The sequence below is a fragment of the Cedecea sp. NFIX57 genome (assembly GCF_900177785.1).
In the GTDB taxonomy this organism is placed as follows: Bacteria; Pseudomonadota; Gammaproteobacteria; order Enterobacterales; family Enterobacteriaceae; genus Cedecea; species Cedecea neteri_C.
The window spans coordinates 100,381-112,592 of record NZ_FXAS01000016.1 but is presented as its reverse complement, the minus strand read 5'-3'; the positions used below and the strand labels follow the sequence as shown (position 1 = coordinate 112,592).

Genomic DNA, 12,212 nt, shown 5'->3' with positions numbered 1-12,212 from the left:
AGGCCAGGCAATCCTGGCCTCTTTTTTGGATGGGTTTACGACGTGCTGACTAAATTATCTCGCCTGCTGAAAGATGCCGGCATCACCCTGCCAGAACATCAACAACAGCAGCTGGTGGGCTATGTCTCGCTGCTAGACAAATGGAACAAAGCATACAACCTGACTTCGGTGCGTAATCCTGATGAAATGCTGGTGCGGCATATTCTCGACAGCATTGTGGTCGAACCGCATTTGCAGGGAAGCCGGTTCATCGATGTCGGCACTGGCCCTGGCTTGCCAGGCATTCCGCTGGCAATCGTGCGTCCTGATTCACATTTCACTCTGCTGGACAGCCTCGGCAAGCGTGTGCGGTTCCTGCGGCAAGTCCAGCATGAGCTGAAGCTGGAAAACATTACTCCGGTACAGAGCCGTGTGGAAGATTTCCCGGCGGAGCCACCGTTTGACGGTGTGATCAGCCGGGCATTTGCCTCGTTAAGTGACATGGTGAACTGGTGTCACCATCTGCCTGCCGCGCACGGGAAGTTCTATGCGTTGAAAGGGGTACGTCCGGATGAAGAAATTACCGAGCTACCTGCGGGATTCACTGTGGAAGATATCGTCAAACTCAACGTGCCGAGCCTGGAAGGGGAGAGGCATTTGGTGCTGATTAAGGCAAACAAAACTTAATATTTATCAAAAAACGGCGCGATTGAAATGTTTCACTGAGGTTAAAAAGTGAGAGGGTTACCGATGAAATGCTTGGTTACATTTAACCAATCTTTAACTCGGATTTATCCTGCTTTTAACCTCAAAGGTATTAATTACCAGGGTAATAATTTTATTTGAAAATATCATCCGGCTAAAATTACGCCGAAGAATGGCCGTTTTCGAATGTTAAAAGTTTAACTGGAATGTCAATGAAAGGTTTTTATGGCGTTTCAAGTTGTTTTAAACAGAGTGCGCATTAATCAGCTTAATTATCAATCATATGTAATTTGAGCTTTCTTAGGCTGCAAAATAATGCCTGGCGATAAGATGTTTAATTTGTGATCGTGTGCACGCTTTGTTGTCGGGGATTTCGGCTTATTTGCACTTTTTGAGGAAGCCGATGCGATTCACCAAAAGTCAGAAAATGGCTCTGCGGAAAATTAATTAAACATTTGTTCACCTTTTCGCTACTTATTGTTTGAAATCACTGGGCCGCACCGTATAATTTGCTCGCTTTTTGAGGCTTGACTCAGCGTCGCAAAGACAGTTTTATACGACACGCGACATACCTCATAGGTAGCAGGAGTTAGGAAACGTCATGTCTGTGTCGCTCTTGAGTAAGAACGTAGCCCGCAAGCTTTTGTTCATCCAACTTCTGGCTGTAGTAGCAATTGGACTGCTGTTTTGCCTTAAAGCTCCTTCTTGGGGCGCTTCCGCTCTCGGCGGAGGCCTGGCGGTTTGGCTGCCAAACGTGCTGTTTATGATTTTTGCCTGGCGTCATCAGGCGCATACACCCGCAAAAGGCCGTGTGGCCTGGACATTCGCTATCGGCGAAGTGCTAAAGGTGATTGCGACCTTCATCATTTTAGTGGTGGCGCTGGCGTACTTTAAGGCGGTGGTATTGCCGCTAATAGTGACGTGGGTTTCGGTGCTGGTTGTGCAGATACTCGCACCAGCTGTAATTAACAACAAAGGGTAAGAGGCATCATGTCTGCAGGAGAAATCTCTACACCGCAGGAGTATATAGGTCACCACCTGAATAACCTTCAGTTGGACCTGCGTACTTTCTCGCTGGTGGATCCGCATAACCCCCCGGCTACCTTCTGGACGCTCAACATCGACTCCATGTTCTTCTCAGTATTTCTGGGGCTGGTGTTCCTGGTGTTGTTCCGTAAAGTGGCGAAAACCGCAACCAGCGGCGTCCCGGGTAAATTTCAGACTTTTATTGAGCTGATTATTGGCTTTGTGCATGGCAGCGTGAAAGACATGTACCATGGCAAAAGCAAGGTTATCGCTCCACTTGCCCTGACGATTTTCGTCTGGGTCTTCCTGATGAACTTGATGGATCTGCTGCCTATCGATCTGCTGCCATACATTGGTGAGCACATCTTTGGCCTACCAGCCCTGCGTGTGGTGCCGTCTGCGGACGTGAATATCACCCTCTCTATGGCGCTGGGCGTGTTTATCCTCATTCTGTTCTACAGCATCAAAATGAAAGGCATTGGCGGCTTCACGAAAGAGCTGACGCTGCAGCCGTTCAATCACTGGGCATTTATTCCTGTCAACTTAATCCTTGAAGGGGTAAGCCTGCTGTCCAAACCTGTATCACTGGGTCTGCGACTGTTCGGCAACATGTATGCCGGTGAGCTGATTTTCATTCTGATTGCAGGTCTGTTGCCGTGGTGGTCACAGTGGATTCTGAATGTGCCGTGGGCCATTTTCCACATCCTGATTATTACGCTGCAAGCCTTCATCTTCATGGTTCTGACGATCGTCTATCTGTCGATGGCGTCTGAAGAACATTAATTTACTTACCACTACTGCGTTTAACTGAAACAAACTTGGAGACTGTCATGGAAAACCTGAATATGGATCTGCTGTACATGGCTGCCGCTGTGATGATGGGTCTGGCGGCAATCGGTGCTGCGATCGGTATCGGCATCCTCGGGGGCAAATTCCTGGAAGGCGCTGCACGCCAACCAGATCTGATTCCACTGCTGCGTACTCAGTTCTTTATCGTAATGGGTCTGGTGGATGCAATCCCAATGATCGCTGTTGGTCTGGGTCTGTACGTGATGTTCGCCGTCGCCTAGTGAGCGATGTTTGAGTCATCTAGTAATATCAGAACGTTAACTAACAAAGAGGCATTGTGCTGTGAACATTAACGCAACAATCCTCGGCCAGGCCATCGCGTTTGTCCTGTTTGTTCTGTTCTGCATGAAGTACGTATGGCCGCCATTAATGGCAGCCATCGAGAAGCGTCAGAAAGAAATTGCTGACGGTCTTGCTTCTGCAGAACGTGCTCAAAAGGACCTTGACCTTGCACAGGCCAACGCGACCGACCAGCTGAAAAAAGCCAAAGCGGAAGCTCAGGTGATCATTGAGCAGGCGAACAAACGCCGTGCCCAGATCCTTGATGAAGCGAAAACTGAGGCAGAGCAGGAACGTAATAAAATCGTTGGACAGGCTCAGGCAGAAATCGACGCTGAGCGTAAACGCGCTCGTGAAGAGCTGCGTAAGCAGGTCGCTCTGCTGGCAATTGCCGGTGCCGAGAAGATAATCGAACGTTCCGTAGATGAAGCTGCTAACAGCGACATCGTCGATAAACTGGTCGCTGAACTGTAAGGAGGGAGGGGCTGATGTCTGAATTTGTTACTGTAGCTCGCCCCTACGCCAAAGCAGCTTTTGACTTTGCCGTCGAACACCAGAGCGTAGACCGCTGGCAGAACATGCTGGCGTTTGCTGCCGAGGTAACGAAAAACGAACAAATGGAAGAGCTTCTTTCCGGTGCCCTGGCACCAGAAACGCTCGCAGATTCGTTCATCGCCATTTGCGGCGAGCAGCTGGACGCCAACGGCCAGAACCTGATTAGGGTGATGGCTGATAACGGTCGTTTAAAAGCGCTCCCGGATGTTCTTGAGCAGTTCGCGCATTTGCGCGCGCTGAGTGAAGCGATTGCAGAGGTTCAGGTAACCTCCGCGGCTGAACTGAGCCATGAGCAGCTTGCAAACATTACGACCGCAATGGAAAAACGTCTGTCACGCAAAGTTAAGCTGAATTGCAAAATCGATAAGTCTGTTATGGCGGGCGTTATCATCCAGTCGGGTGATATGGTCATTGATGGTAGCGTACGCGGCCGTCTTGAACGCCTTGCAGACGTCTTGCAGTCTTAAGGGGACTGGAGCATGCAACTGAATTCCACCGAAATCAGCGAACTGATCAAGCAGCGCATTGCTCAGTTCAATGTTGTGAGCGAAGCTCATAACGAAGGTACTATTGTTTCTGTAAGTGACGGTATTATCCGCGTTCACGGCCTGGCCGATTGTATGCAGGGTGAGATGATTTCCCTGCCGGGAAACCGTTACGCTATCGCACTGAACCTGGAGCGCGACTCCGTAGGTGCTGTAGTTATGGGTCCATACGCTGACCTCGCCGAAGGCATGAAGGTTAAGTGTACTGGCCGTATTCTGGAAGTACCAGTTGGCCGTGGCCTGCTGGGCCGCGTGGTGAACACCCTGGGTGCACCAATCGACGGTAAAGGTCCGGTTGATAACGATGGCTTCTCGCCAATCGAAGTTATCGCACCAGGCGTAATCGAACGTCAGTCCGTCGACCAGCCGGTGCAGACCGGTTATAAATCCGTCGATGCGATGATTCCAATCGGCCGTGGCCAGCGTGAGCTGATCATCGGTGACCGTCAGACCGGTAAAACCGCGATGGCAATCGATGCCATCATCAACCAGCGTGACTCCGGCATTAAATGTGTGTACGTGGCCATCGGCCAGAAAGCGTCCACCATTTCTAACGTGGTTCGTAAACTGGAAGAACACGGCGCACTGTCCAACACCATCGTTGTTGTGGCAACTGCTTCTGAATCCGCTGCACTGCAATACTTGGCACCTTACGCCGGTTGCGCAATGGGCGAATACTTCCGTGACCGCGGTGAAGATGCGCTGATCGTATACGATGACCTGTCTAAACAGGCTGTTGCTTATCGTCAGGTTTCCCTGCTGCTTCGTCGTCCACCAGGTCGTGAAGCCTTCCCGGGCGACGTGTTCTACCTCCACTCCCGTCTGCTGGAGCGCGCATCCCGCGTTAACGCGGAATACGTGGAAGCTTTCACCAAAGGTGAAGTTAAAGGTAAAACCGGCTCCCTGACCGCTCTGCCGATCATCGAAACCCAGGCGGGTGACGTTTCTGCGTTCGTTCCAACCAACGTAATTTCGATTACCGATGGTCAGATCTTCCTGGAAACCAACCTGTTTAACTCCGGTATTCGTCCGGCGGTTAACCCGGGTATTTCGGTATCTCGTGTTGGTGGTGCTGCTCAGACCAAGAGCATCAAGAAACTGTCCGGTGGTATCCGTACCGCGCTGGCACAGTATCGTGAACTGGCTGCGTTCTCTCAGTTCGCATCCGATCTGGATGAAGCCACCCGTAAACAGCTGAGCCACGGTCAGAAAGTGACCGAGCTGCTGAAACAGAAACAGTATGCCCCAATGTCTGTTGCACAACAGGGTCTGGTGCTGTTCGCGGCTGAACGCGGTTACCTCGAAGACGTGGAACTGGCGAAAATCGGTAGCTTCGAAGCCGCTCTGCTGGCTTACGCTGACCGTGATCACGCTCCGCTGATGCAAGAAATTAACCAGACCGGTGGCTATAACGACGAGATCGAAGGCAAGCTGAAAGGCATCCTCGACTCCTTTAAAGCAACCCAGTCCTGGTAACGTCTGGCGGCTTGCCTTAGGGCAGGCCGCAAGGCATTGAGGAGAAGCTCATGGCCGGCGCAAAAGAGATACGTAGTAAGATCGCAAGCGTCCAGAACACGCAGAAGATCACCAAAGCGATGGAGATGGTCGCCGCTTCCAAAATGCGTAAATCGCAGGATCGCATGGCGGCCAGCCGTCCTTATGCAGATACCATGCGCAAAGTGATTGGTCACCTTGCTAACGGTAATCTGGAATATAAGCACCCATACCTGGAAGAACGCGACGTTAAGCGCGTGGGCTACCTGGTGGTGTCGACCGATCGTGGTTTGTGCGGCGGTTTGAACATTAACCTGTTCAAAAAAGTGCTGGCGGATATGAAAGAGTGGTCCGATAAGGGCGTTCAGAGCGAACTCGCGATGATCGGCTCTAAAGGCGTTTCTTTCTTCAACTCCGTTGGCGGCAACGTGGTTGCTCAGGTTACCGGCATGGGAGACACCCCTTCCCTGTCTGAACTGATCGGCCCGGTGAAAGTGATGCTGCAAGCCTACGACGAAGGTCGTCTGGACAAGCTGTACGTTGTCAGCAACAAATTTGTTAACACCATGTCTCAGGTTCCGACCATCACTCAGCTGCTGCCGTTACCGGCATCAGAAGATGAGGAGCTGAAGCGTAAATCCTGGGACTACCTGTACGAACCAGACCCGAAAGCGCTGCTGGACACCCTGCTGCGTCGTTATGTTGAGTCTCAGGTTTATCAGGGCGTCGTAGAAAACCTGGCCAGCGAGCAGGCCGCACGTATGGTGGCGATGAAAGCCGCAACCGATAACGGCGGCAGCCTGATTAAAGAGCTGCGGTTGGTATACAACAAAGCTCGTCAGGCCAGCATTACTCAGGAACTTACCGAAATCGTCGGTGGTGCGTCCGCGGTTTAAACCAGGTTTATTACCCTAAATAGTTCGGTTTGCAGAAAGGCGGCAACTGAGCGAATCCTCAAGAGCTTACTTCAGTAAGTGACTGAGGTGAGGGAAGGCAGTCAACGCATCTGCAAATTGAAATATGACGGGTAAACGAATTACGTAGAGGATTCAAGATGGCTACTGGAAAGATTGTCCAGGTAATCGGCGCCGTGGTGGACGTCGAGTTCCCTCAGGACGGCGTACCGCGCGTTTATGACGCGCTTGAGGTACAGAACAACAATGAGAAGCTGGTGCTGGAAGTTCAGCAGCAGCTCGGCGGCGGTATCGTGCGTACCATCGCAATGGGTTCCTCCGACGGTCTGCGTCGCGGTCTGCAAGTCAATGACCTCGAGCACCCGATCGAAGTCCCGGTAGGTAAAGCGACCCTGGGCCGTATCATGAACGTGCTGGGTCAGCCAATCGACATGAAAGGCGACATCGGCGAAGAAGACCGTTGGGCTATTCACCGTGCGGCACCTTCCTACGAAGAGCTGTCCAGCTCTCAGGAACTGCTGGAAACCGGCATCAAAGTTATCGACCTGATTTGTCCGTTCGCTAAGGGCGGTAAAGTTGGTCTGTTCGGTGGTGCGGGCGTAGGTAAAACTGTAAACATGATGGAGCTGATCCGTAACATCGCGATCGAGCACTCCGGTTATTCCGTGTTTGCGGGCGTGGGTGAGCGTACTCGTGAGGGTAACGACTTCTACCACGAAATGACCGACTCCAACGTTCTGGATAAAGTAGCGCTGGTTTACGGCCAGATGAACGAGCCACCAGGTAACCGTCTGCGCGTAGCGCTGACCGGTCTGACCATCGCGGAAAAATTCCGTGACGAAGGCCGCGACGTTCTGCTGTTCGTTGATAACATCTACCGTTATACCCTGGCCGGTACAGAAGTATCTGCACTGCTGGGTCGTATGCCTTCTGCGGTAGGTTATCAGCCAACTCTGGCAGAAGAGATGGGTGTTCTTCAGGAGCGTATTACCTCCACCAAGACCGGTTCTATCACCTCCGTACAGGCCGTTTACGTTCCTGCGGATGACTTGACTGACCCGTCTCCAGCGACCACCTTTGCGCACCTGGACTCAACCGTTACGCTGAGCCGTCAGATCGCATCTCTGGGTATTTACCCGGCAGTTGACCCGCTGGACTCCACCAGCCGTCAGCTGGATCCACTGGTTGTTGGCCAGGAGCACTACGACACCGCGCGTGGCGTTCAGTCTATCCTGCAGCGTTACCAGGAACTGAAAGACATCATCGCGATTCTGGGTATGGACGAACTGTCCGAAGAAGACAAACTGGTTGTAGCACGTGCGCGTAAGATCCAGCGCTTCTTGTCTCAGCCATTCTTCGTAGCAGAAGTCTTTACCGGTTCTCCAGGCAAATACGTTTCGCTGAAAGACACCATCCGTGGCTTTAAAGGCATCATGGACGGCGAATACGACCATCTGCCAGAGCAGGCGTTCTACATGGTTGGCTCCATCGACGAAGCCGTTGAGAAAGCGAAAAAACTTTAACGCCTAATCGGAGGGTGACATGGCTATGACTTACCACCTGGACGTCGTCAGCGCGGAGCAGCAAATGTTCTCCGGTCTGGTCGAGAAGATCCAGGTAACGGGTAGCGAAGGTGAGCTGGGTATCTACCCTGGCCACGCCCCGCTGCTCACCGCCATTAAGCCTGGTATGATCCGCATCGTTAAGCAGCACGGACATGAAGAGTTTATCTACCTGTCCGGTGGTGTTCTGGAAGTGCAGCCGGGTAACGTAACCGTCCTGGCTGACACCGCGATTCGCGGCCAGGATCTCGACGAAGCGCGTGCCCTGGAAGCGAAACGCAAAGCTGAAGAGCACATGCACAGCTCCCACGGTGACGTGGATTACGCTCAGGCTTCTGCTGAACTGGCTAAAGCGATCGCCAAACTGCGCGTTATCGAGTTAACCAAAAAAGCGATGTAACTACCTGCTTGAAAAGACAAATGCCAGTCCGGGAAACCTGACTGGCATTTTTTTTATTCCTGGCTTTATTCCATGCTCAAAATAACCATAAAACCAGCGAGATAGCGCCTTCTGTGGGGCATACAGACCGTATTTCGGCCTTAATTCCCATGGAATCTGCCGCGATTACTGCTATAAAAGACGCAGATAATCTCAAGGCGGTGAAATTAGCAGCAGCGTATTTTTTGGTGCAAAATATGTAGAATTTTCAAGGCTAAATCGCTTTACTTCACACACTAAACAAATTCAGGACACGTATGTCAAACAGCGCAATGAGCGTGGTCATCCTTGCCGCCGGCAAAGGAACCCGCATGTACTCAGATCTTCCAAAGGTGCTGCACACGCTGGCTGGGAAGCCAATGGTTCAGCATGTCATTGACGCCGCTAATAAATCAGGCGCTCAGCGGGTGAACCTGGTTTATGGCCACGGCGGCGACCTGCTAAAGCAAACCCTGAACGACGACGCGTTAAACTGGGTGCTACAGGCTGAACAGCTGGGAACTGGCCATGCGATGCAGATGGCGGCCCCGTTCTTTGCCGATGACGAAGACATTCTGATGCTGTACGGCGATGTGCCGCTGATCTCCATTGAGACTTTGCAGCGCCTGCGTGAAGCAAAGCCGCAGGGCGGCATTGGTTTGCTGACCGTGAAGCTTGATGATCCTACCGGCTACGGCCGCATTGCGCGGGAAAATGGTAAGGTCGTTGGCATCGTAGAGCATAAAGACGCCAGCGAAGAACAGCGCAAAATCAACGAAATCAACACCGGGATTCTGGTGGCTAACGGCGCAGATCTGAAGCGTTGGCTTGGCAAGCTGGATAACAACAACGCTCAGGGCGAGTTTTACATCACGGACATTATTGCCCTTGCTCATGGTGAAGGGCGCGAAATCGCCGCCGTTCATCCTGATCGCTTGAGTGAAGTGGAAGGCGTGAATAACCGTCTGCAGCTTTCTCGCCTGGAACGTGTTTACCAGACGGAGCAGGCCGATAAGCTGCTGCTGGCGGGTGTTATGCTGCGCGATCCGGCTCGGTTCGATCTGCGTGGTGAATTAACACACGGGCGCGATGTTGAAATCGATACTAATGTCATTGTGGAAGGTCGCGTTACGCTGGGTAACCGCGTGAAGATCGGTATCGGTTGCGTGATTAAAAACGCGGTTATCGGTGATGACTGCGAAATCAGTCCGTATACGGTGATTGAAGATGCGACGCTTGAAGCCGCCTGCACCATCGGGCCATTTGCCCGCCTGCGCCCTGGCGCGGAACTGGCGGAAGGCGCTCATGTCGGCAACTTCGTTGAAATGAAGAAAGCTCGTTTGGGGAAAGGTTCTAAAGCGGGCCATTTGAGCTACCTCGGTGATGCCGAAATTGGAGATAACGTGAACATCGGTGCGGGCACAATTACCTGCAACTACGATGGCGCGAACAAACATAAAACTATTATTGGTGATGACGTGTTTGTTGGCTCTGATACTCAGCTGGTGGCACCGGTCACCGTGGCCAGCGGTGTCACGATTGGCGCCGGGACGACAGTGACGCGCGACATTGCTGAAAATGAACTGGTGATCAGCCGCGTAAAACAGAAACACATTCAGGGCTGGCAGCGTCCGGTGAAGAAAAAGTAATTTCCCCTCGCGCTATCAAGGTGAAGGCGCTGAATTAAAAAAGATTTCCTCCCTCTCCCTTTCAGGGAGAGGGTTGGGGTGAGGGTCGTTCTTGAAAACGCTCCACCCAAAGGCAGTAACCATAAAAATAACCCCACTCTCTACAAGGCTCGGGGCTCCGGAAAACCGGAATAAACAGGTCAGCGACAACACATGGCTAACGCCATTCTCAGGACTTAAAAATTATGTGTGGAATTGTTGGCGCAGTGGCGCAACGTGATATCGCTGAAATCCTTCTTGAAGGACTCCGTCGTCTGGAATACCGCGGGTACGACTCTGCGGGCCTGGCGGTTGTGGACAACAAGGGCAATATGACCCGTCTACGTCGTCTGGGTAAAGTACAGAAACTGGCGGAAGCAGCGGAAGAAACCGCTCTGCATGGCGGCACCGGGATTGCCCATACCCGTTGGGCAACGCACGGCGAACCTTCAGAAACTAATGCTCACCCACATGTCTCCGACCACATTGTGGTCGTACACAACGGCATTATCGAAAACCATGAACCGCTGCGTGAATTGCTGCAATCTCGCGGCTACACGTTTGTCTCCCAGACGGATACCGAAGTTATCGCTCATCTGGTGCACTGGGAGCTGGAACAGGGTGGCACGCTGCGTGATGCTGTCCTTCGCACTATTCCTCAGCTACGCGGCGCTTACGGCACCGTAATCATGGACACCCGTAACCCGGATGTTCTGCTGGCCGCGCGTTCCGGTAGCCCGATGGTTATCGGCCTGGGCATGGGTGAAAACTTTATCGCATCTGACCAACTGGCATTGCTGCCGGTGACCCGTCGCTTCATCTTCCTTGAAGAGGGTGATATCGCCGAAGTAACTCGCCGCGCGGTGACCGTTTTTGATACCAAAGGCGAGCAGGTTCAGCGCCCGGACATCGAATCTAACCTGCAGTATGACGCTGGCGACAAAGGTATTTACCGCCATTACATGCAGAAAGAGATCTACGAGCAGCCGAACGCCATCAAAAACACCCTGGCCGGGCGTATCAGCCACGGCGAAGTTGATCTGACGGAACTGGGGCCAAAAGCCAATGAAATGCTCTCTCAGGTTGAGCATATTCAAATTGTCGCCTGCGGCACGTCCTATAACTCAGGCATGGTGTCCCGCTACTGGTTCGAAGCGCTGGCCGGCGTACCTTGCGATGTCGAAATTGCCTCTGAATTCCGTTACCGCAAATCTGCCGTGCGCCGCAACAGCCTGATGATCACCCTTTCCCAGTCTGGTGAAACGGCGGACACCCTGGCGGCGCTGCGCCTTTCCAAGGAGCTGGGCTATCTTGGTTCGCTGGCGATTTGTAACGTGGCAGGCTCTTCTCTGGTGCGTGAATCCGACCTGGCGCTGATGACCAATGCCGGAACGGAAATCGGCGTGGCCTCAACCAAAGCGTTCACCACTCAACTGACCGTTCTGTTGATGCTGGTGGCTAAGCTGAGCCGCCTGAAAGGCGCTGACGCACAGGTTGAACAAGATATCGTGCATGGCCTGCAGGCGCTGCCAAGCCGTATCGAGCAGATGCTGTCCCAGGACAAACGCATTGAGCAACTGGCGGAAGATTTCTCTGACAAACATCATGCGCTGTTCCTTGGCCGTGGCGATCAGTACCCGATCGCGATGGAAGGTGCGCTGAAACTGAAAGAGATCTCCTATATTCACGCTGAAGCCTATGCGGCTGGCGAGCTGAAGCACGGCCCGCTGGCGCTGATCGATGCTGACATGCCGGTCATCGTTGTGGCTCCGAACAATGAGCTGTTGGAAAAACTGAAATCCAACATCGAGGAAGTTCGTGCCCGCGGCGGCCAGCTGTATGTCTTCGCCGACCGTGACGCTGGCTTTACCAGCAGCGACAACATGCACATCATCGAGATGCCGCATGTGGAAGAGGTGATTGCGCCTATCTTCTACACCGTCCCGCTGCAGCTGCTGTCCTACCATGTGGCGCTGATCAAAGGCACCGACGTGGACCAGCCGCGTAACCTGGCGAAATCGGTAACAGTAGAATAAGCTGTTGTCATAAATATTGAAGAATAAGCTGCCTACGGGCAGCTTTTTTATTGCTTGCTATTTAATTATAACTATTTGATTTTTATTGTGATGATGAGTGGGTTTGGCTTGGATTTTTCTGTCAAACTGCATTGTCATAAAACCGTCATAATTCGTACATTTAACTGTCACCAAACTGTCCTA

The 12,212-nt window shown here is 52.4% G+C and carries 12 protein-coding genes; all 12 read left to right on the top strand.

What is annotated here, in order from left to right:
• Nucleotides 1-42: 42 nt before the first annotated feature.
• The 12 genes from rsmG (at nt 43) to glmS (ending at nt 12,029) form a co-directional block, all read left to right on the top strand.
• Nucleotides 43-666 (top strand): 16S rRNA (guanine(527)-N(7))-methyltransferase RsmG, encoded by a 624-nt coding sequence (gene rsmG, locus B9Y90_RS15415; RefSeq protein ID WP_039289099.1) that lies wholly within the window; start codon nt 43-45, stop codon nt 664-666.
• A gap of 619 nt (nt 667-1,285) precedes the next feature.
• On the top strand, nt 1,286-1,666 hold the full coding sequence (gene atpI, locus B9Y90_RS15410) for a F0F1 ATP synthase subunit I (RefSeq protein WP_039289098.1): 381 nt from the start codon (nt 1,286-1,288) through the stop codon (nt 1,664-1,666).
• An 8-nt stretch (nt 1,667-1,674) separates the two neighbouring features.
• Nucleotides 1,675-2,493 carry a F0F1 ATP synthase subunit A gene (atpB, locus tag B9Y90_RS15405; RefSeq protein ID WP_039289097.1) on the top strand — a complete coding sequence of 273 codons (819 nt, stop codon included), beginning with the start codon at nt 1,675-1,677 and terminating at the stop codon, nt 2,491-2,493.
• Between the two features lie 47 nt (nt 2,494-2,540).
• Nucleotides 2,541-2,780: a F0F1 ATP synthase subunit C gene (atpE, locus tag B9Y90_RS15400; protein ID WP_000429386.1), complete on the top strand. Its 240-nt coding sequence runs from the start codon at nt 2,541-2,543 to the stop codon at nt 2,778-2,780.
• A 61-nt stretch (nt 2,781-2,841) separates the two neighbouring features.
• On the top strand, nt 2,842-3,312 hold the full coding sequence (gene atpF, locus B9Y90_RS15395) for a F0F1 ATP synthase subunit B (RefSeq protein WP_008457751.1): 471 nt from the start codon (nt 2,842-2,844) through the stop codon (nt 3,310-3,312).
• Nucleotides 3,313-3,326: 14 nt separating this feature from the next.
• Nucleotides 3,327-3,860, top strand: a complete 534-nt coding sequence (atpH, locus tag B9Y90_RS15390) for a F0F1 ATP synthase subunit delta (RefSeq protein ID WP_085541742.1) — start codon at nt 3,327-3,329, stop codon at nt 3,858-3,860.
• A 12-nt stretch (nt 3,861-3,872) separates the two neighbouring features.
• Nucleotides 3,873-5,414: a F0F1 ATP synthase subunit alpha gene (gene atpA / locus B9Y90_RS15385; protein WP_085541741.1), complete on the top strand. Its 1,542-nt coding sequence runs from the start codon at nt 3,873-3,875 to the stop codon at nt 5,412-5,414.
• 50 nt (nt 5,415-5,464) lie between these two features.
• Entirely contained in the window at nt 5,465-6,328 is an 864-nt protein-coding gene (atpG, locus tag B9Y90_RS15380; RefSeq protein WP_045784450.1) for a F0F1 ATP synthase subunit gamma, read from the top strand.
• A 158-nt stretch (nt 6,329-6,486) separates the two neighbouring features.
• Nucleotides 6,487-7,869, top strand: coding sequence for a F0F1 ATP synthase subunit beta (gene atpD / locus B9Y90_RS15375; RefSeq protein ID WP_008457741.1), 1,383 nt, complete (start codon nt 6,487-6,489; stop codon nt 7,867-7,869).
• Between the two features lie 19 nt (nt 7,870-7,888).
• Complete coding sequence (locus B9Y90_RS15370; RefSeq protein WP_008457739.1) at nt 7,889-8,308, top strand: F0F1 ATP synthase subunit epsilon; 420 nt, start codon at nt 7,889-7,891, stop codon at nt 8,306-8,308.
• Nucleotides 8,309-8,604: 296 nt separating this feature from the next.
• On the top strand, nt 8,605-9,975 hold the full coding sequence (gene glmU, locus B9Y90_RS15365; protein WP_085541740.1) for a bifunctional UDP-N-acetylglucosamine diphosphorylase/glucosamine-1-phosphate N-acetyltransferase GlmU: 1,371 nt from the start codon (nt 8,605-8,607) through the stop codon (nt 9,973-9,975).
• Between the two features lie 224 nt (nt 9,976-10,199).
• Nucleotides 10,200-12,029, top strand: a complete 1,830-nt coding sequence (glmS, locus tag B9Y90_RS15360) for a glutamine--fructose-6-phosphate transaminase (isomerizing) (protein ID WP_039289089.1) — start codon at nt 10,200-10,202, stop codon at nt 12,027-12,029.
• Nucleotides 12,030-12,212 lie beyond the last annotated feature (183 nt).